This is a genomic window from Stieleria magnilauensis, from assembly GCA_007753675.1.
Lineage (GTDB): Bacteria > Planctomycetota > Planctomycetia > Pirellulales > Pirellulaceae > Stieleria > Stieleria magnilauensis.
Genome location: CP036432.1, coordinates 3,512,940 through 3,533,566, shown reverse-complemented (window position 1 = coordinate 3,533,566; position 20,627 = coordinate 3,512,940). Strand labels below are relative to the sequence as shown.

The window sequence follows — 20,627 nt, the reverse complement described above, 5'->3', positions numbered from 1 at the left end:
TGAGCGATCATCCCGCCGATGCGGGTGGCTACGACAGAGACGCGTCGATGACTCGCATCACGTTCCCGCCGATGACCTTGCGGATCACCTCGTCGCTGTGACCGCGTTGAACAAGGCCAACGGTGAAGAGCGGCCAGTTGGTCCAGGAGAGACTTTGGTTCATCTGCGAGGTTGTTTTGAAGTCATCGTCCGGCCAAAGCATGCGGAATTCTTCGCGGCGTCGCGGTTGCTTGGGAACCTTGGCGTTTTCCATGGCGGAATCTTGCGAGGTGTAGGAGACGTCCGTGCCGATCGCGACCGCATCGGGGCCGAACGTTTTGATCCCATAGTCGATGTGATCGAGCAGCGCGCTGATGTCGCCCGCCCCACGCAGGTACCGTGGAATACAGCAAATGCCGATGTAGCCGCCCGAGTCGACGATCGCCTTGATCACGTTGTCGGGCTTGCTGCGGAAGTGCGGGTAAATCGCGCCGCACGTTGAATGGCTGGCCACGACGGGACGCGAAGAAACTTGCGCTGCTTCCAGGCTGGTTTGCCACCCGCTGTGGGCGCAGTCCGGAATCACACCGACGCGGTTCATTTCGGCAATCGCCTTGCGACCGAAATCGCTCAAGCCGGCGTCGCTTTTTTCACCGCAACCGTCACCGATCATATTGCGTCGCTGATACGTCAAATGCATCATCCGAATTCCCAGCTGAGAGAAAACGCGGACGTACCGCAGTTCGTCTTCGACCGACACCCATTGCTGGACGAGGGGGACGCCGTTCCCGGTCAAGTAGTAACAGTGGCGGCGCTGTTTCTTAGCCGTCCGAATGTCATCGGGAACGGCAGCCTTGAACACGAACCCTCTCATCAAATCGGTTGTGTACGTGTGCCTGGCCAATCGCTTGATCAGCCGCATCGGGTCTTGTCCCTCTTCACCGGCGTTGTTGAACACACAGGTCACACCGGAGGCTCGCCAGGCATCGCGAAACTCTTGTTCTTGGACCGGGTCGGAGACAAATCGCGTCATCGACATCTCTTCTCGCATGTCCTTGATCTCGATTGCTGAAGCCCCCGCTTCGATCGCGGCGGCAAGTGCGTCGCCGTCGATTGCAGCTCGTGGTCCAAACCCATAGGCATCGAACACGATCGACTCGGCGTGCAGTTTCATGCCCCGATCGATTTCCGCCTTGGAGGGTTTCAGGATCCCAAGGGCAACCTCACGCGACTGGTGGATTTTTGGGTTGAGTCGCTCGGTCAATTCGGTAATCGGATCACGCGTGAGAGAGTCTTGAGCACGGATCGTTTGACGAGACATGGCCAATGCGGACGCTCCGGCAAGCGTGCCAAGGAATTGCCGGCGAGCGATGGTGTTGCGAAGGTAGGTTGACATAGCGGACAACGTTCTGGGGGAGGCTGATACGGGAACAGGGGAAGGGGGCTAACACTATAGGGGATTCCCGGTCACTGCTACGCAGCGACATTGGGCGGCTGAAGCCTGGACACCAGCGCACGTTGGTGTCCAGCCTTTAGGCGCAATCTACTCGCTGCGGAGCAGCGAAACGGGCGGCTGAAGCCTGCACACCAGCGCATGTTGGTGTCCAGCCTTTAGGCGCAATCTACTCGCTGCGGAGCAGCGAAACGGGCGGCTGAAGCCTGCACACCAGCGCACGTTGGTGTCCAGCCTTGAGGCGCATCCCGGCTCGCTGCGGAGCAGCGAAACGGGCGGCTGAAGCCTGCACACCAGCGCATGTTGGTGTCCAGCCTTTAGGCGCAATCTACTCGCTGCGGAGCAGCGAAATGGGCGGCTGAAGCCTGCGCACCAGCGCACGTTGGTGTCCAGCCTTTAGGCGCAATCTACTCGCTGCGGAGCAGCGAAATGGGCGGCTGAAGCCTGGACACCAGCGCACGTTGGTGTCCAGCCTTTAGCCCGGATATTGCATCCGCTTATTCGACTGCCCCTATAGCGCGAAAGCCTTAGTTCGTGTATCTATTGGAGTTACGACACTTCATAGACCACAAAACCAAGGCTTTCGGCAATGACAAAGCGTAAACGAAATCGTCCCGCATTGAAACGCCTCAGAAGGCAGGCCGTTGAGGTAGATTTCGACGGCGGATCGCTCACTTCCGATGGGGGCCTCGTCCTGCTTCGCGAAGTCGACAAAAAGCTCAATTTGATCAAGCGGATCGACCAAGCGATTCACGACCCGCGTGATCCGATTCACACCGTTCATTCTCAAGCGGAAATCCTTATCAGTCGAATCTTTGCGATCGCGGCCGGATACGAAGACGCAAACGATCAACAGCAGCTTCGCGATGATGCCGCCTTTCAAGTCGCCGCCGGACGGCCCCCTCGAATCAATGACAGGTCGGATGACGATTGGGATCCCACTCTGGCGAGCCCCTCGACTCATTCCCGATTTGAAAACCGAATCACCAAAAAAGAACTCTTCGAACTCAGCAAGATCCTCGTCGACATTTTTCTTGACAGCTTCGACACCCCGCCTGATGAAATCACACTCGATCTAGACGCAACGGACGACAAGGTACACGGCGATCAAGATAAAAAGGCTTTCAATGCCTACTACGACAGCTATTGCTTCCAACCTCTGTACGTGTTTTGCGGCGACCAACTTCTCGTCTCGTATCTTCGTCCAGCCAACCTCGGTGATGGCCATCACGCACGCGGAATCACAAAATTGCTTGTTGCAAGGATCCGCCAACGATGGCCTCGGGTCAAAATCACCCTTCGTGGTGACGGAGGTTTTGCGATCGAACGCCTCATGCGCTGGTGCGACAAAAACGATGTCCACTACGTCTTTGGTTTGCCCAAGAATAAGGTTTTGGTCAAGCAAATTGCCTGCGAAATGACTCGCGCAAGAGTCGAGAGATTCCACCGTGGTGGCAAACAAGCCTTTTACAAGTGGTTTCGCTATCGCACCGGCAGGACGTGGGACCGCCATCGCTGGGTGGTCGGCAAAGCAGAGTATACCGCCAAAGGCCCCAATCCTCGCTTCGTCGTAACAAACTGTTTCTCAAGTGACGACATTGTCGACACGACCTACCATCGACCGATGGTCGATGGCAAAAGGCAGCCGCTACAAGTTAAGACTCCAGGGACATGGTGCTCTGTCGCTTATGACCCGGAGAAGTTTTATCGAGAGCACTACTGCATGCGTGGCGAGATGGAGAATCGGATCAAAGAGCAACAGCTTTGTCTGTTCGCTGATCGCACCAGTTGCACCCGTTTTATTGCCAATCAGTTCCGCGTGATGCTTTCATCATTTGCTTACGTTCTACTCGATGGGTTGCGTCGCCTGGGCCTGAGTGGAACGAAACAGAGTCGTCTACGTGTGGACACGATTCGATTGCGACTGTTGAAAATAGCAGCCCGAGTTCGAGTGACTTGTCGTCGGGTGGTATTTCATCTTTGCAGCCATTGCCCCTGGGAACCGCTGTTCAATCAGGTGCTGGCACGTCTGTGCCGTAGCGATTAGCCACTCCCATCGCATCGTGTGGCACCGCGCAGCGACTTCCGGTCGTCTGGGGGTAGGGGGCCCTCTGCCCGCAGCGAATCGATTGCAGCAAAAACCGGCTATCGTGGACAGCCTCGCCGTAACTCAGTCTAAAATCAGAGTCAACCAGTCAGCGGATGCAATATCCGGGTTAGGCGCATCCCCGCTCGCTGCGGAGCAGCGAAATGGGCGGCTGAAGCCTGCACACCAGCGCATGTTGGTGTCCAGCCTTTAGGTGCAATCTACTCGCTGCGGAGCAGCGAAATGGGCGGCTAAAGCCTGCACACCAGCGCACGTTGGTGTCCAGCCTTTAGGCGCAATCTACTCGCTGCGGAGCAGCGAAATGGGCGGCTGAAGCCTGCACACCAGCGCACGTTGGTGTCCAGCCTTTAGGCGCAATCTACTCGCTGCGGAGCAGCGAAATGGGCGGCTGAAGCCTGGACACCAGCGCATGTTGGTGTCCAGCCTTTAGCCCGGATATTGCATCCGCTGACTGGTTGACTCTGATTTTAGACTGAGTTACGGCGAGGCTGTCCACGATAGCCGGTTTTTGCTGCAATCGATTCGCTGCGGGCAGAGGGCCCCCTACCCCCAGACGACCGGAAGTCGCTGCGCGGTGCCACACGATGCGATGGGAGTGGCTAATCGCTACGGCACAGACGTGCCAGCACCTGATTGAACAGCGGTTCCCAGGGGCAATGGCTGCAAAGATGAAATACCACCCGACGACAAGTCACTCGAACTCGGGCTGCTATTTTCAACAGTCGCAATCGAATCGTGTCCACACGTAGACGACTCTGTTTCGTTCCACTCAGGCCCAGGCGACGCAACCCATCGAGTAGAACGTAAGCAAATGATGAAAGCATCACGCGGAACTGATTGGCAATAAAACGGGTGCAACTGGTGCGATCAGCGAACAGACAAAGCTGTTGCTCTTTGATCCGATTCTCCATCTCGCCACGCATGCAGTAGTGCTCTCGATAAAACTTCTCCGGGTCATAAGCGACAGAGCACCATGTCCCTGGAGTCTTAACTTGTAGCGGCTGCCTTTTGCCATCGACCATCGGTCGATGGTAGGTCGTGTCGACAATGTCGTCACTTGAGAAACAGTTTGTTACGACGAAGCGAGGATTGGGGCCTTTGGCGGTATACTCTGCTTTGCCGACCACCCAGCGATGGCGGTCCCACGTCCTGCCGGTGCGATAGCGAAACCACTTGTAAAAGGCTTGTTTGCCACCACGGTGGAATCTCTCGACTCTTGCGCGAGTCATTTCGCAGGCAATTTGCTTGACCAAAACCTTATTCTTGGGCAAACCAAAGACGTAGTGGACATCGTTTTTGTCGCACCAGCGCATGAGGCGTTCGATAGCAAAACCTCCGTCACCACGAAGGGTGATTTTGACCCGAGGCCATCGTTGGCGGATCCTTGCAACAAGCAATTTTGTGATTCCGCGTGCGTGATGGCCATCACCGAGGTTGGCTGGACGAAGATACGAGACGAGAAGTTGGTCGCCGCAAAACACGTACAGAGGTTGGAAGCAATAGCTGTCGTAGTAGGCATTGAAAGCCTTTTTATCTTGATCGCCGTGTACCTTGTCGTCCGTTGCGTCTAGATCGAGTGTGATTTCATCAGGCGGGGTGTCGAAGCTGTCAAGAAAAATGTCGACGAGGATCTTGCTGAGTTCGAAGAGTTCTTTTTTGGTGATTCGGTTTTCAAATCGGGAATGAGTCGAGGGGCTCGCCAGAGTGGGATCCCAATCGTCATCCGACCTGTCATTGATTCGAGGGGGCCGTCCGGCGGCGACTTGAAAGGCGGCATCATCGCGAAGCTGCTGTTGATCGTTTGCGTCTTCGTATCCGGCCGCGATCGCAAAGATTCGACTGATAAGGATTTCCGCTTGAGAATGAACGGTGTGAATCGGATCACGCGGGTCGTGAATCGCTTGGTCGATCCGCTTGATCAAATTGAGCTTTTTGTCGACTTCGCGAAGCAGGACGAGGCCCCCATCGGAAGTGAGCGATCCGCCGTCGAAATCTACCTCAACGGCCTGCCTTCTGAGGCGTTTCAATGCGGGACGATTTCGTTTACGCTTTGTCATTGCCGAAAGCCTTGGTTTTGTGGTCTATGAAGTGTCGTAACTCCAATAGATACACGAACTAAGGCTTTCGCGCTATAGGGGCAGTCGAATAAGCGGATGCAATATCCGGGTTAGGCGCAATCTACTCGCTGCGGAGCAGCGAAATGGGCGGCTAAAGCCTGGGCACCAGCGCACGTGCCCGTTCTTTTTTTGTCGCTCCTTCTGCTTGCTCTCCCATGTTCCTGCCGGCGAGTTATCTGCCAACACCGGCAAAACAATGGTGCGGATCATGGCGTTTCTGGACTCCACAGAGGCTTTGAGTCATTTCTGCGACGCGGCAAACGATGCCAAAACCCTGTCGGTCTGCGGAGACAAATCGCGATCACCTGCTATCATGGATGCGTCCCGACGCGTGCTCCCGCCGAAGATTGATCGAAACCGGTTCGGTGCTTGGCGAGTTCGCCGTTTGGATCCCGCCCGCCAGAACGACGACCTGCCACCATAGGTCCCCCCCGCGAATGTTTTTCATGCTACGAACAGCCAGTCGATTGTTGCTGCTGACAGCCGTGCTCGCCGTTGTCGCCACATCGATCCGCGCCCAGACACCCGACGAGCAGCTCCGAGCAAACGCAAACGCTGCCGCCCACTCGTTAGGGATTACAAACGACCGACCGACCCTCGCCGATTTAAAGGCGATCGGGCGAGAGCGATCCCGGTTCAATGACTTCGCCTCCGGAAAGGATCAGCCAGGCGAGGGCACCAGAGACGGCGCAGCACGTCAAGCGAATTTGGCTCAGTTCGAATCAACGATCAAGCCACTCTTGGAGCAAAACTGTCTCGATTGTCATGGCCCCGATACCGTCGAAGGCAACGTCCGAATCGACACGCTTGATCCGAATCTGTTGACCGGTGCCGATACCGATTGGTGGTCCGAGATCTTCGCCGCCATCACCAAGGGCGAAATGCCTCCGCCTGATGCTGGCGAGTTCAGTGACGACGAGCGGCGGCTGCTTGTCGATTGGCTGTCGAGTGAACTGCAAACTGCTTCCATCGTGCGGCGTCGGTCCGGCGGTCATTCCGCGTTTCGGCGCATGACACGGTACGAATACAACTACGCGTTGCAAGACCTGTTCGGTGTTCCCTGGGACTTTGCCAGGGACCTGCCGCCGGAACCCCACTCCGAAGAAGGCTTCGAGAACAGTTCCGATGTGTTGCATTTGTCGGTCACGCACTTCGAGACCTATCACCGAATCGCCCGCAACACGCTCGATCGCGTCACGGCGACGGGCGCCAAGCCGACGACGCGGTACTGGGGCATCGCGATGAAGGATGCCGCCCAGCGCGAGTGGTCCAAACAAGACAAACAGATCAGTGAGCTGCAACAGGAATTCAATGACGACCCAGAGAAGCTGGCAATTGAACTGGAGAAACTACGGGAAACGTTTCGGCAACCGCCGCGTGGGGCTTATTACAAAGACCTGTCCAGTGGTCGGACGGCAAAGGCCGAGTGGCGGTACCACGGCGCGCAGTATGCATTTGCGCCCACGGAGCAGCCCGTCGCGTTTCCCGACCCAGACGACTGCGTCGCGATTCTGCCGAACGGATTGGGCACGCGGCTGATCGTCGAGCTGGGCAATCAGTTGCCTGATGAAGGCACGATGCGGGTGACCGTTCGAGCGTCGCGAGTGGAGACCGAGGGCGATGGCTTTCCCAGTCTGCAATTGCTGTTCGGCTGGCAAGCCAGCAACGAAGGCCGCGCATTGATACGAGTCAGCAAAGAAGACACACCGGTCACGGCCGGCCCGGACCAACCACAGATCATCCAGTGGGACGTGCCGCTGGGTGAAATCTATCCCCGCAACTCGGTCAGGAAAACGTCGCCGATGGGCGTGACGCCCAGCCCGTCGGAATACATCCGCTTGGTCAACAGCTCGGCGTCTTCGTCGGAGATCCAGATCGATTTCGTGCACGTCGCTGCACCGGTGTATGATCATTGGCCGTCTCAGTCGCATCGCCGCATCTTTACCGCGAGTGAAGACTCCAACGAATTGGCTGATGCGCGAAGGACCATCGCAGCGTTCATGAACCGAGCGTGGCGGCGACCGATCAGCGACGCGGAGATCGATCGCAAGCTAAAACTCTTTGCCGCCATGCGTCCGCAATGCGACAGCTTTGAAGAAGCCGTTGTCGAGGTCCTGGCAACGGTGCTCTCGTCGCCACAGTTCTTATACGTCTGGAACACGACCAACGCGCCAACGACCGGCGAATCCGGTGAGCGTTCGCCGATCGATGCACATGCATTGGCCAATCGACTGTCGTTGTTCCTGTGGTGCAGCATTCCCGACCAGGAATTGTTGACACTGGCGCAGTCCGGGCGGCTGACCGACCGCGACATCCTGGCATCGCAGGTCCGGCGGATGCTTGACGATCCACGCAGCGAACGTTTCTCCAAACACTTCGTGCATCAGTGGCTGGACATGCAGCTGCTTGATTTCCTGAACTTCAAACAACATCTGCCCAGCTTCGATCCGCTATTGAAAGAAGCCATGCAGTACGAGCCGGTCGCCTTGTTCGAGCAGATGCTGCGAGACGACGCGAGCGTGTTGGACTTCATCCACTGCGACTACGCCATGGTCAACGAGCGACTGGCCCGACACTATGGCTTGTCGGGTGTTTACGGCAACCATTTCCGCCGCGTTTCGTTGGACGGAGGGTTTCGCCGCGGAGGTTTGCTGACGCAGGCCGGGCTGCTGTCGATGAATTCCGATTGGCCTGATTCTCACCCGCTCAAACGAGCGATTTGGTTGCTTGAAAGCGTCCTCAGCGATCCGCCTCCCCCGCCGCCGCCCGCCGTGCCGCAGATCGATCTGGCCGATCCGGAAATCGCGAAGATGACGTTGAAGGAACGCATCGAAGACCACCGCAATCACGCCGCGTGCATGTCGTGTCACAGCAAGATTGACCCTTGGGGGATCGCTTTCGAAAACTACGATGCGCTCGGGAAGTGGCGTGATGAAGTTCGTGGCAAACCGGTCGACGCGTCCAGTGAGCTGTTCAATCACCAAACGCTCGATGGCATGGATGGCTTGAAACGATTCCTGTTGCAGAACCGGCAGGATCAATTTGTCCGAGCAATGGTGTCCAAGCTGGCCACGTACGCGTTGGGCCGCCCGTTGGCGTTCTCCGATCGAGCGGAAATTGACGCGATCACCGCTCGCGTTCGCCGCAACGGCGATGGACTGAGGACGACCGTTGAAGCGATCGTTCAAAGCGAACTGTTTCGATCCATGTAAACACCCAACCCAAACCGTTACACGTCAACGTTAGCATTCACACGGGAAGCCGCCCATGGCATGGAACATGAATATGATTGATCGTCGTCGATTCCTGAGAGGCAGCGGGTGGGCGTTGGCATTGCCGATGTTCGGATCGGTGTGGGGGCCGATGGCTCGCGGCGCGGAGACGCGAGAGAACCCGAAACGCCTCGGCTGCTTCTACTTTCCCGACGGTGTGCCGATGCCGCTGCCGGAAGACCCGGCTTACAAAGACTGGTCCTGGTTTCCCCATGGTGGCGGCAACGAGTTCACGTTCTCCAAGTGCATGGAACCGTTCGAGTCGCTCAAAGACGACTTGACGGTGCTGTCTGGTTTTTCGCATCCGAAGTCCCGCAACGTTCACGGTCACAACAACGCAGATCAGTTTCTGACCGCAGCGGCCACCGGCGGCGGTGACAAAGAGTACGAGAACACGATTTCGTTAGACCAGGAATACGCGAAATACGTCGGGGACCAGACTCGTTTTGCATCGTTGGTGATGTCGACCGATGGGGGAACGGGCACCGCGCGCGGAACGCACACCATTTCGTTTGATCGCAACGGGCGGCCGATTCCTGCCGAGCATCGCCCCAAACAGATTTTCGATCGACTGTTTGTGAAAAACGACGCCGATTCGGCTCGCCGGCTGCTGCTCAGTCGCAGCGCACTGGACGAAATGCTGGAGGATGCCCGGCGTCTGCGACAATCGCTGTCGACCGATGACCGACGCAGTCTGGATGAATACCTGGACTCGGTTCGACAAGCCGAGGTCAAGGTCGAAAAGGCCAAGCGTTGGCTGGGGGCGCCGCTGCCCAGTGTCGATGGCGATCAATTGAATCTGGAACTGACCACCGAAGAGCCTCGCGAGTATCTGCAGACGATGTTCGACCTGATCTTCCTTGCATTCAAGACCGACTCGACGAGGGTGGCGACGTACCAGATCGGACGGGAAAACGGAGTCGGCCGCAGCGATCACCTGGCGCGAGCGGTCGGATTCAATCTGGCCCATCAATTGTCGCACGAGACGAAGAATCCCGACGGCTGGAAGAACTTTGGCACCTATTGCCGTTTCCTTAACGAGGAATACGGACGGTTCATCGGCAAGCTCAAGGCGACACCTGAACCGGCCGGCAGCGGCAGCATGCTGGACAACACACTGCTGCTGTTGGGATCGGCATCGAGTGCATTCCATTTGTCACGCAATTACCCGTTGATTCTGGCCGGCGGCAAACAGATGGGATTCAAGCACGGGCAATACTTCAATCACGCGGGTGAGAATTTCCAAGGCGGCCCATGGTTGGGCGAACGTGAGCCGTGGCAAGACGAAGCGAAAGGGGAAGACCTGCCGTTGTCGAACCTCTACGTGACGATGCTGCAACGATTGGGCGTCCAAACCGATTCGTTCGCCGACAGCACGGGAGTGGTTGAAAGTATCTGATCCGCTGTGGGCAGATGCACGTGCTTGCTGGTCATCAATGGAAGATAGATGAGGGGCAAAACGATGAGGGGCAGGACCTTGTCGATTTAGCGGTAGGGCGCGAGCCCTCCGGTGTTTCGGTCGCGATGAGGTACCGGAGGGCATGCGCCCTGCCGCTAACACCTCGTAAAACGCAGGGAATAAACACAGCTTCTCCCTCGGGGGGCTGGCAACGGGAGACAGAATTTTCTGTGATTCTGTAATGCCCTCCGTAACTGAGTTGAACCATCAAGCCGGCCGGCTTTCCGGCCGACCCTTCAACTCTGAGGAGAGCAAGCATGCCCGCCCGTCCATTTCGGTTACCCCGTCGATTCGTCCTTGTTATGGTTGCCGCAGTCGGCTTCCTGGCCACAAGCCCGCCGGTTGTCGTTGCCCAGAAACTCGAACGTGCGAGGACTGCGGTCGGCCAGCGATTGCAGTTCCCCAAGGGGCGCACGCCGCTTGCTGAGGCAATCGGTCGAAGACCCGGCATCGTCGCGCCAGACCTTGCGATCGGCGGCGTCAAATTCCACCCCCAGAAACCGAAAACGGTCCGCATCACCTTGCTCAATCAAGGGAGCAAGGCATCAGAGCCCTGCCGGCTGATTTGCGTCGTCAAGAAAATCGGCGAGTCCAATGTCGCCCGGCAAAAAGGTTTCAAGGTCCAGTCGCTGGCACCGAATTCGAACGGGATCTTGATCATTCACTTGGACGGGCTTCTGCCCCAGTCGGTTCGCGCGGCCGAGACGACGTTCAAGCTGATGGTCGACTCCCAAGAGACGATCTCGGAATCCAACGAAAAGAACAACGTCTTTGTTCACACCGGTGCCTCTCAACCCGACCTGCGGGTCGTCGGATTTCTCTTTCCCGCCGCGGGCCCCTCGACAGTGACGGAAGTGAAGGTCGCCAACATCGGCTCTGCTTCGTCGTCACCCTGTCGTCTGCTGCTAACGATCGGTGAGATCGAGGGCACCAAGGTGAATCGCAAGAAGATGTTCGCCGTGCCCAAGCTAAACAGCATGCAGGCGGCGGTGGTGATGGTCGATACCGCTTCGATTCTGCCCGGCGGCGTCGCGTTGTCTGACACGCACTTTCGGCTGACCGTCGATGCGTCCAAGCATGTCGATGAGTCGAACGAGCAAAACAACGACGCTTACCACAAACCGTAACGCGCCGCCACGCCACGCTTTTTCCCCCCCCAACGATTCATCATGATTTCCAGGAACCCTACGATGTCCGATTCCCATCTGAACCCAGTTGATCCCGACCGCCGCCAGTTTCTGTCCGACGGTGCGGCAGCCTTCGCAGCGATCTCCAGCGGAGCACTCTTTGACGTCTTGTCTGGCAGCGCCCTGGCGGCAGATGCCGTTGCTACAGCGCGTTTCGACCGTAACCATCTTCGGTGGATGGATGAAGTCGTCGACGAAGTCAAGGCGGAAGTTGGCCGCAGTCTGAGCGGCCGTGTGACTCGGAACCCGCTCGATCGCATGATCAAAACGCGTTACGACGACTTGCCGTCGGCTCGCAAAGCTCGGCTCTCGCAATCGCTTCGCCGACCCTCACGTCTGGCCCGCCAAACAAGTGTGCGATCCGCCGTGGACACGTTGGCGAACGAGATTCGCCAGCCCCCCACGCTCGACTTTCACGCACCGCGACCAATCGGCCACGTCGCGCGGAGAGTTGGGCGCAAAGTCGGAAGCAGAGTCGGCCGCAGGGCCGGGCAGACACCGCCGCGACTCGTCACAATGAGTTCCAATGCGAAGCCCGCATCGGGCATGGCCGGTGGCGTCAGCCTGGACCTTGCCACCACGAGCAACCCGCATGAAAACGCGGGACGAAAGTATGACTTGGGAAACAAGTACAAGTCACTTGAAAAGGTCAGGGATCGCCACGGCCGACTGCTGACCCGACAACGATGGCGAAAGGGAAGCCAAAACTCGGCGACGTACTACATGGGGCCACACATCAACGGTGGCCAGGCCGTCGCGCTGGTGGGAAACGTCTGGACCACCTTCAAGTCGTTGGGTGACGCCGAAGGTCCGCTGGGTGCTCCGCTGCGGAAGGGACGTCATGATTCGGGTTACTACTCCGGCGGCGTTTACATCCCGACGGCCAAGGACCCGGCCGTGGAGACGTTCTTCGGGCGGATGATCTTCAAGAATGGAACGTGGCGGGGCGAATTGCTAACAGGCTTTCAGTTGATTCTTAACCGGATCACCGTGGACAGCTCGACCGGCGACGACCTCAACGGCTTCAGCGACTTGCAGATCGATTGCTACACCACGCAAGGAGACGTCCGCGTGCACGGCAAGTCACATCAGTCGTTTTTATACTCCGGTCAGGTCAGTGAACCGCATGCGGTGATCGGCGAAGCGAATTTGTTGGGGAACGCGGCGGTGATCCCTGGAGCTTTCGGTTACTTCATCAAAGTGATCGAAAAGGACGACCACAAGATCGCCGAATACCTTGTCAAGACGATCGAGGAGAAGCTTCGGCAAAAGCTAGACGAGGGAGCGAAGAAAGCCGGTGTTTCGCTCGCCGAGGCGCTCAAGGTGCCCGCGCTCGCGCCGCTGTTGACCGAACTGTTTTCGGCGGCGGTCGAGTTCGTCGCCGACAAGATCTTCGGCGCGGTCCAAGAGCTGTTCAAGGACGACCAGTCCGACATCGTCTCCGGCAATGTTCAGCTGTGGTCCGCTTGGCATCCGTTTAAAGATCCGTACTGGGTCAAAGAAATCAACCACAACGACATCACGATCCATTCCGGAGGCAAGGACGGCCAGATCGATCTGAAGCTGAAGCTCTCGCGGGTGTGGAGCCCCATGTGAGTCTCTGCCCGTCGCACCGGTTCGACGCCGTGCGTGAACATGCCGTTTGGTTTCAGAGCAGGTGGTATTGATACAATGCCACCTGCGTTCCGGACGAGTGTTGGCACGGCGATCGGGCGTGACTACTGGAGCGTCACTTTGGTGGTCCGACCGGATTGGACGAAGCGGAGTTTGTTTTCGCGGGCCAGCCAGCCGACCGCGGCGGTGACCAAATCACCCGGTGCTTCCACGCTCTTTTTGACGCTGGTCAGGGTTTGCTCACCGCCATCTTCGAGCGTCTGCCAAACCTCTCCGGCGACCAGGCCGATTTCGGAGTTGTCGAAGATCCGCCGAGGTGCCGACGTTTTCTTGGCAGCGCCGTTGGAACTCGGTTTCTTGGAAGCACCGTTGGTCTGCACTTTGGCTGACTCCAGTTCCGGCTTCGGCACTGTCTTCGTCTTTGACGTTTTGTCCGCTTTCTTCTTAGCCATCGATACTCCCCTGTTCAGGTTGTGAGATTTCTTGGGGGAACGCGCACAGCCCCATTTTGCAACGGCTCAAACGATCACACAACCACTTCGTCCGGCTCGCCATGCGATCGGGCCCGCGTGACGCGGCAGTGAAACGTTGATTTCTTTGGACAGGGCCGTTGGGGCCTCCCCTGTTCGGTCGGATAGGCGGTCAGTTTTCCACAACGACGATCCAAAATTTCCTTCTCAAAAAATGGCGTTCCATCTTCATCACCACCCGTTTCCCTGTCGTCTTCGTGGGGAATTCCGCAGGTCATCGCGGTTGGGGCCGGCCGAAGCGCAGGAGTCGGCAGAAGACGTCGGCAGAAGACGCCGGCAGACGACTTGGTGCAGCAAACCGGGGACGGGTATCCGGCCAGCCTTTCGGTGCGATCCCGCGATCACCCTGCAGACGATAATTGATCGAGAAGCACACCCAGCCTCGTTGGGCGAAGTACTCGGCACCGGTCACCATGGACCACATCAACGAGTCTCCGGTCCAAAAACCGCCGCCGTGAATCAATACCACCACAGGCCGCTTCTGATGGTGGTTGTCATTCGGCTGATAGACATCAAGCGTCAGATTGCGAGGGAAGCTTCGAGTCGGATCGGACGGATGGTAGATCATGCCTTGCGCATAGGGTTCACCTTTGGTCACCGTTACGTCGTAGGTCGCGTCGCGATAGACGGGGCCAAGACCGTCGTTCGCTCCCGCCATCGTGGACAGCAGAGCACCGAATGCAACCAGCACGTGCATCGCGAGGTGTTGGTTCGTCCAGCGAAGCGTCGGGTTTTCCATCGGTGGGTCATGTTGTGGGGTGAGTGGTGCGGGGTGAATCGCCGCAGCATGGCGACACCGTTGGATTGTACTTACTACTTGACCGATTCGATCTGGTTTCGCATGTGATCGATGATCGCGGGCAGGTAGATGATGCCCGAGTAGTGATTGGCTAGCAGCCTGATGTGATGCGATGGATCCAGCTTGGCGGACGTCGCCAAGGCGTTGGCGCTGGACATCGGAACCACAGTGTCGAAGGTTCCGGAGTAGAGCCAGGTGCGGTCGGGGGGAAGGCGGTGTGCGACACGCGTCGGTTCGATCTGATTGACGAGCGATCGAAGTTGTTCGCCGGTGATGCCTGCTTCTTGCAAACGCTGGCGTACCTTGGCGGCGTCTTTCGTTCCGTTTTCAATCACGCTCAACAGGTTTCCGCCGGCCAGGGTGATGAAGATGTGGTCGTAGCCGTCGTCGATCGACGCCGCGGTTGCCGAAACGAATCCGCCCAAACTGGTGCCTTGTAATGAAATGCTGGAATCATCGACGTACGGGAGGCACGCGACGGCGTCTCGGGCGCGGCGGACATCAGCGATCCCCTGCCGCATGGCGTTAAAGAAAACGACGTCGTCGGGCTTCTTACCGTTTTCGCGACGTTTGCCGTAGTGGGGCAGATGAATCAGAAAGGCATGGAAACCACAGTGATGAAATCCATGGGCAAACATGCGTCCCACCGGCATCTTGCTGCCCGATTCGTGAACCACCACGACCGCCTTGGCTCGTTTGGGACGCTGTTGTTCATCCCGTGCCACGTACCATTCCATCGCGACCGAGTCGTTCGCGGGATGGCCCGTGTTGATGGGTGACGGAAATCGTACCGTGACGTCGCCCCGGAGTTCATCCGCAGTGGTGCAGTGGGTCGTGAACTCGGTGGCTTGCCAGATCAATCCGCTCAGACAGGCGCGTGCGTCCTCGGCTGGTTCATCGCCGACGTTGATCGAATCGGAGGCCTGGAACGACTTTCCGATCCATTCCAACGGAACGATGTTGACCGCTTCGTCGCCGCAGCAGATCAAGCCATCGCCGATCAGGCAGCCGAACAGGCCACAGCCGATGGCGGCGAACCAGACCATTCGGAGTCGATGCATCGTGGGGCTCGTTTGTCGGACAGGAAACGCGGGGAATGAAATGGCACAACAATGGTGGCCAGGAAAACGTTGGCCAGGAAAACGGGGCGTTGGGATCGTGGGCCACAGGAATATGGGGCGCCGCGCCGGGCATCATCCGCTGATTCCATTGTAACGTCGGCGATCAGACGAGTTCCAGTTCGCCGACAGAGGGGCGTTCTTGCGGCCGGTTTTCCACCTCGGGCAGCCGCTCTCCAGGGTGCGGATCCAATCGTCGGTTGGTGCTGATGATCAGGTACAGCGCGGGAACCACGGCCAGGGTCAACAGGGTCCCCAACGCCATACCGGCCACCAGGATGATGCCGATGCTGTTGCGAGCTTCCGCCCCGGCGCCCGTGACCAGAACCAGCGGAAAGTGACCCAGGATCGTTGCCGCCGACGTCATCAACACCGGGCGCAGGCGAGTCTTTGCCGCATGCATGATCGCGGCCCGTTTCTCCCAGCCGTCGCGACGCAGCATGTTGGCGAACTCGACGATCAAGATTCCGTTCTTGGCGACCAGTCCGACCAAGGTGATCAATCCGACTTGGGAATAGATGTTGATGGTCGTCAGATTCAAGCAGGTCAGCACCAGCACGCCCGTGATCGCCGGCGGGACGGAACCGAGCAGCACAACGAGCGGATCGCGAAACGAATGGAACTGCGCCGCGAGCACCAGATAGATCAGCACCAAGGCAAACCCGAGCGTTCCGGCCAGCTTGGAACCCTCATTGCGGATCTGCCGTGATTCGCCGGCGTAATCAATTTCCGCGACACCACCGGTGACGTCGCGCGCGATCTGCTCGATCACGTCCAACCCCGTCGCTTTGGTGACACCGGGCAAGACGGCGGCGGAGATTTTGAGCGAGTCTTGTTGTCCGAATCGATGCAGACTGCGCGGTGCGGTCACCGGCTGGATCGATGCGAATGCCGACACGGGAATCAACTCGCCGGCCGGATTGCGGATTTTTAAATCCATCAACGACCCGATGTCTTCACGCTGGCGGGCATCGAGTTGTGGAATGACGCGATACGAACGGTCAAAGAAATTAAATCGATTGACTTCACCGCCGCCGAGCAACACGCCCAACTCACGGCCCACCGCGGCTTGGTCGAGTCCCAGGTCGGCCAACACCTCGCGGTCGACCATCACACGTGCCTGGGGCAGGTCGAATTTCAAATCGGAATCGACGAACATGAACATGCCCGTTTCACTGGCGCGCTGCATGATCTGTTGTGACCATTCCAGCCGCTGTCGCGTCGGCGTGTCGCTTTTGATCACCAATTCGACATCGAATTGGCCCGCGCCGGGAAGCGGTGGAACCAGCACGGGAAACGCTTCCAGTCCGACGCTCTGTGATGCGATTGCGAAGACTTCGGGAAGCATCGATTGGGTATCACGCTCTCGATCGTCCCAGTCTTTGGTGATCACGCCCCCGAAGCCTCCACCGGCGGTGACCAGCGACCACATGTACTCGGTTTCGGGGATCGCTTGCAAGCGTTGGGCCAACTCGCCGGCCCAGTGCGTCGACGCCGTCAGTGTTGAATCGGGTGCGGCGCTGACGACCAACGAGATCGCTCCCTCGTCTTCGATCGGTGCCAGTTCCTTGCCCGACAACATGTATAGCGGAACGGCAGCCAGGGCGGTGATCAAGGTTGCCACGGCGATCGACCAACGCAGATCCAGCACCCAAACCAGCAGCCGAGCATAGATCGCTTGCAATCGATCGAACAGCCGCGCGGTCAATCGAGTCAGCCGCCCCTCGCGTTCTTCGGTTTGTAACAGCAACCCGCTCATGATCGGCGACAACGTCACCGCCACGATTCCGGAAACGATCACGGCGGCGGCCAGCGTAAACGCGAACTCGCGAAACAGCATGCCGGTCAGTCCCGATTGGAACCCGATCGGAGCGTAGACGGTTGCCAGCGTGATCGTCATCGCGATGATCGGACCGACCAGTTCACGGGCGCCGACCAGCGCCGCGCCGGTTTTGGAGAGGCCTTCGCGGAGGTGTCGCTGGACATTTTCGACCACCACGATGGCGTCGTCGACGACCAATCCGACTGACAGCACGATGGCCAGCAACGTCAGCAGGTTGAGTGAGAAACCCAGTAAAAACATCACGACGGCGGCACCGATCAGCGAGACGGGCATCGCGACCAGAGGAACGAGTGCCGAACGCAGCGACCCCATGAACAGAAACACCACCAAGGCGACAATGGCGACCGTTTCCAACAGCGTCGTGAAGATCTCCGACAGCGCCTTGCGCATGAACTTGGTGCCGTCGTAGGCCATCTGCATGTCGACGTGCGAAGGCAATCGGGGTTGCAGCTCGGCCATCGCGACCGCGACGGCGTTGGAGACTTCGATTTCATTGCTTGCCGGTAGCGGCCACACGCTCAAGTAGACGGCTTTGCGGCCGCGGTACATCGCCGTCGCCGTCGGCTCTTCCGATCCCAGTTCGACGTCGGCGACATCTTGCAATCGCACGATCGAATCATCGGTTTGCGAAACGATCAAGTCACCAAACTCTTCGACGCTTCGCAGATCGGTGTTGGTCAGTAAGTCGATCTGGACCGAGTCGCTTTTGATTTGGCCGATGGCGGCGAGAAAATTATTTCGTTGCAGCGCCTGGTAGACATCGCCCGGTGTCAGATTCAACTCCGCCAGCCGCTGCGGTGAAATCCAGATCCGCATCGCCGGTGTCTGGCCGGCTTCGACGCCGACGCGCTGGACGCCGCGGACGGTCGCCAGTCGTGGCTGGACGTTGCGGGCCAAGAAATCGGTCAGCGCGGGGATGTCGAAGTGATCCGACGTGAAACTGATGTAGAACGTCGCGTAGGGCTTGTCGGCGCGGGCCAGATCGACCGTCGGCGGTTCGGCCTGGTCGGGAAGTTGCGAACGAATTTGGCTCAGCCGCGCGTTGACTTCCGCCAGCGCCCGCGTCGAATCGTGGTTCAGTTGCAGCTTGATCGTGATCGTGCTGATGCCGGCGATACTCGTCGATTCGATCGTGTCGACGCCCGCGATCGACGATACCGCTTGTTCAATCGGTGTCGTCAGGAAGCCGCGGACGGTTTCGGCGCTGGCACCGTAGTACAGCGTCGTGACCGTGATCGAACTGCTTTCCAGTTTCGGGAACTGTTGAACGGGCAACGAAGCGGCGCAGCGAATTCCGATGATCACCAATATCAAATTGGCGACGACGGCCAGCACCGGATGGCGAATGAACAGGTCGGTGATCGCGCGGCGTGGCGCGGCGGTGGTTTCGTGTTGCCTCATGGGGTGTCTCCCGGGGCCAGCAATCGTCCTTCGCTGACCTTGAACGAACCGTCGGTGATCACGGTGTCCCCGGCCGCAATCCCTTCTGCGATCCAAGTCCGTGAACCGTCGCTGCCCAGCACCACCGCCGAACGCGACTCGGCACGCAGCTGGCCGTTGGTTTCGACCGCGACAAACACACTGGTGCCGGTCGGTCCCCGACGAACCGCCGTCGACGCCACCGTGACCGCGGGGACGTTGGGGCCGTAAGGAATACGAACCTTGACCGAGTCACCGGGATGCAGGGTCGTCGGCGGATTGTCCAGCCGCGCCCGAGCCATCAGCGACCGTGACTGCAGATTCGCGGACGCATCCACAGCGACGATGTTGGACTGGAGTGGCTGTGGGGCTGGCGGCAGCAACAACTCGATCGCGTCACCGACGCCGACGGTGGCCGCGACCGATTGGGGCATCGCAAAGTCAATGTTCAGATAGTCGGCCACGCCGGACAGTTCCGTGATTTCGCTGCCGGCGGCCAGGTACTGTCCGGGATGGAGGTCGAACAGGCCCACGCGGGCATCGAAGGGCGCGGTCAGCGTCTTCTTTTTGATCAACGCTTCCAACCGTTCGTTTTCGGCGACCGATCGGGCCAGGTTCGCGGTCGCTTCCTCCAGCAGTTGCTCGCTGCCGGCACCGGATTGTTTCAATCGTTGGTTTCTCGCCAATGCGTCTTCAGCCAGTTGCCGGGTCGCCACCGCGCTCTTCAAGTCGGCGGATTCGAGATCCGTGTCGAACTTGAACAAGACGTCGCCCCGATGTACCGAGTCTCCCGGTTTGACAGCGACTTCGGTGAGAACCCCCGTCAACTCATTGCGTAGCATCACCGACTGGGGCGCCAGCACGGTACCGATCACCACGCTGTTGCGGCGGTAGGGTAGGTCCGTTGCGGTCATCGTGGCGACGGCGACGGGCATTTCCGGCGGCGGGGGCATCGCACCGGCGGCCTGGATTTGGCGGTACTTGGCGTAGCCGACCGCGCCGAGTGCCCCCACCACAAGAAGGAGGACGAAGACGGAACCGGCGATCAGGCGTTTCATCGGAGAATCAGTAAAGGGAAGCTGACGACGTTCTAACGGAGACTACTTCATTGACCAGAGAGCGTTCATCCGGTGGAGCAAGAATCTGGAAATCAATGCCCTGGCGATGTCTGGACGGTGTGCCGAAGCCAAGCCTGGAGAAACGAAAGACGGGTGGCCGAAAAATGTCGGGCAGGAAAATTGGAGGTTGGGACGACGGGAAAACCCTTGGCAAGACAATGTACTGCTTGGATGTCTGCTGTGTCATAGGACCTGATCAATCGGACCGCATCCTCTGGCTGCAGTGGCGAACCACAAGAGGGGCCGTTGCTGAGGATTCAACAACCGGTGAAACGTAGCTAGTTTCGCCAGAACGTCGATTCCTGGCGTTCAATCGAGACAACGCGATTGAACGCGTCGTTCTACGGCCTGTCGACTTAATCGATGTTCCGAAATCAACGCAATGATGCCAGCCCGGCGCGTTAGCGAGGGGCGCCGCGTGGCCCCTTGCTCACGCGTGCGGGCTTCAGCCGACAGGCCGACAGGCCGTCCAGTCGCCCCATGGCGTCGAGGCCGTGTGCCGACGGCACATTGCGACCAATCGAGGGAGAGGCAATCATGGGAGGGTAAGTTCGCGAAAAAACGTCGACTTGTCCGCACCGGACCGCTTTTTTTACAAATGCTCCCACGTTC

At 58.6% G+C, this 20,627-nt stretch carries 12 protein-coding genes; 5 read left to right on the top strand and 7 right to left on the bottom strand.

Translation table 11 applies throughout. The annotated features are described in order from the left end of the window. Positions 1–28 precede the first annotated feature (28 nt). Positions 29–1,375 carry a dipeptidase gene (locus TBK1r_RS12445; protein WP_419581276.1) on the bottom strand — a complete coding sequence of 449 codons (1,347 nt, stop codon included), beginning with the start codon at positions 1,373–1,375 and terminating at the stop codon, positions 29–31. Positions 1,376–2,021: 646 nt separating this feature from the next. On the opposite strand from TBK1r_RS12445, the gene TBK1r_RS12440 reads away from it, so the two are divergent. Continuing rightward, positions 2,022–3,479: an IS1380 family transposase gene (locus TBK1r_RS12440; protein ID WP_145208447.1), complete on the top strand. Its 1,458-nt coding sequence runs from the start codon at positions 2,022–2,024 to the stop codon at positions 3,477–3,479. 659 nt (positions 3,480–4,138) lie between these two features. Here TBK1r_RS12440 and TBK1r_RS12435 read toward each other — a convergent pair. Further along, entirely contained in the window at positions 4,139–5,596 is a 1,458-nt protein-coding gene (locus tag TBK1r_RS12435) for an IS1380 family transposase (RefSeq protein ID WP_145208447.1), read from the bottom strand. Positions 5,597–6,102: 506 nt separating this feature from the next. On the opposite strand from TBK1r_RS12435, the gene TBK1r_RS12430 reads away from it, so the two are divergent. The 4 genes from TBK1r_RS12430 (at position 6,103) to TBK1r_RS12415 (ending at position 13,170) form a co-directional block, all read left to right on the top strand. Continuing rightward, the gene (locus TBK1r_RS12430) at positions 6,103–8,868 is read left to right on the top strand and encodes a DUF1592 domain-containing protein (protein ID WP_145210769.1); all 2,766 of its coding nucleotides are present in this window, start codon (positions 6,103–6,105) and stop codon (positions 8,866–8,868) included. Positions 8,869–8,923: 55 nt separating this feature from the next. Then, positions 8,924–10,327, top strand: a complete 1,404-nt coding sequence (locus TBK1r_RS12425) for a DUF1552 domain-containing protein (protein WP_145210766.1) — start codon at positions 8,924–8,926, stop codon at positions 10,325–10,327. Between the two features lie 317 nt (positions 10,328–10,644). Next, positions 10,645–11,514 (top strand): CARDB domain-containing protein, encoded by an 870-nt coding sequence (locus TBK1r_RS12420; protein ID WP_145210763.1) that lies wholly within the window; start codon positions 10,645–10,647, stop codon positions 11,512–11,514. 63 nt (positions 11,515–11,577) lie between these two features. After that, positions 11,578–13,170, top strand: coding sequence for a hypothetical protein (locus TBK1r_RS12415; protein ID WP_145210760.1), 1,593 nt, complete (start codon positions 11,578–11,580; stop codon positions 13,168–13,170). Positions 13,171–13,292: 122 nt separating this feature from the next. On the opposite strand, the gene TBK1r_RS12410 is transcribed toward TBK1r_RS12415, so the two are convergent. The 5 genes from TBK1r_RS12410 to TBK1r_RS12390 all read right to left on the bottom strand — a co-directional run bounded on the left by TBK1r_RS12410 (position 13,293) and on the right by TBK1r_RS12390 (position 19,955). Beyond that, on the bottom strand, positions 13,293–13,640 hold the full coding sequence (locus tag TBK1r_RS12410; RefSeq protein WP_145210756.1) for a winged helix-turn-helix domain-containing protein: 348 nt from the start codon (positions 13,638–13,640) through the stop codon (positions 13,293–13,295). A 292-nt stretch (positions 13,641–13,932) separates the two neighbouring features. Beyond that, positions 13,933–14,457 (bottom strand): carboxylesterase family protein, encoded by a 525-nt coding sequence (locus tag TBK1r_RS12405; RefSeq protein WP_145210753.1) that lies wholly within the window; start codon positions 14,455–14,457, stop codon positions 13,933–13,935. A 74-nt stretch (positions 14,458–14,531) separates the two neighbouring features. After that, positions 14,532–15,578 carry a dienelactone hydrolase family protein gene (locus TBK1r_RS12400; RefSeq protein ID WP_145210750.1) on the bottom strand — a complete coding sequence of 349 codons (1,047 nt, stop codon included), beginning with the start codon at positions 15,576–15,578 and terminating at the stop codon, positions 14,532–14,534. A gap of 163 nt (positions 15,579–15,741) precedes the next feature. Further along, positions 15,742–18,879 (bottom strand): efflux RND transporter permease subunit, encoded by a 3,138-nt coding sequence (locus tag TBK1r_RS12395; protein WP_145210747.1) that lies wholly within the window; start codon positions 18,877–18,879, stop codon positions 15,742–15,744. Beyond that, positions 18,876–19,955: an efflux RND transporter periplasmic adaptor subunit gene (locus TBK1r_RS12390; RefSeq protein ID WP_145210744.1), complete on the bottom strand. Its 1,080-nt coding sequence runs from the start codon at positions 19,953–19,955 to the stop codon at positions 18,876–18,878. The genes TBK1r_RS12395 and TBK1r_RS12390 overlap by 4 nt, the downstream gene beginning before the upstream one ends. Positions 19,956–20,627: the final 672 nt, after the last annotated feature.

Coding starts and splice junctions, on each gene's coding strand:
- TBK1r_RS12435 (WP_145208447.1), bottom strand. CDS start 5,596: ATGACAAAGCGTAAACGAAATCGTCCCGCATTGAAACGCCTCAGAAGG.
- TBK1r_RS12445 (WP_419581276.1), bottom strand. CDS start 1,375: ATGTCAACCTACCTTCGCAACACCATCGCTCGCCGGCAATTCCTTGGC.
- TBK1r_RS12425 (WP_145210766.1), top strand. CDS start 8,924: ATGGCATGGAACATGAATATGATTGATCGTCGTCGATTCCTGAGAGGC.
- TBK1r_RS12395 (WP_145210747.1), bottom strand. CDS start 18,879: ATGAGGCAACACGAAACCACCGCCGCGCCACGCCGCGCGATCACCGAC.
- TBK1r_RS12400 (WP_145210750.1), bottom strand. CDS start 15,578: ATGCATCGACTCCGAATGGTCTGGTTCGCCGCCATCGGCTGTGGCCTG.
- TBK1r_RS12390 (WP_145210744.1), bottom strand. CDS start 19,955: ATGAAACGCCTGATCGCCGGTTCCGTCTTCGTCCTCCTTCTTGTGGTG.
- TBK1r_RS12410 (WP_145210756.1), bottom strand. CDS start 13,640: ATGGCTAAGAAGAAAGCGGACAAAACGTCAAAGACGAAGACAGTGCCG.
- TBK1r_RS12430 (WP_145210769.1), top strand. CDS start 6,103: ATGCTACGAACAGCCAGTCGATTGTTGCTGCTGACAGCCGTGCTCGCC.
- TBK1r_RS12440 (WP_145208447.1), top strand. CDS start 2,022: ATGACAAAGCGTAAACGAAATCGTCCCGCATTGAAACGCCTCAGAAGG.
- TBK1r_RS12420 (WP_145210763.1), top strand. CDS start 10,645: ATGCCCGCCCGTCCATTTCGGTTACCCCGTCGATTCGTCCTTGTTATG.
- TBK1r_RS12415 (WP_145210760.1), top strand. CDS start 11,578: ATGTCCGATTCCCATCTGAACCCAGTTGATCCCGACCGCCGCCAGTTT.
- TBK1r_RS12405 (WP_145210753.1), bottom strand. CDS start 14,457: ATGGAAAACCCGACGCTTCGCTGGACGAACCAACACCTCGCGATGCAC.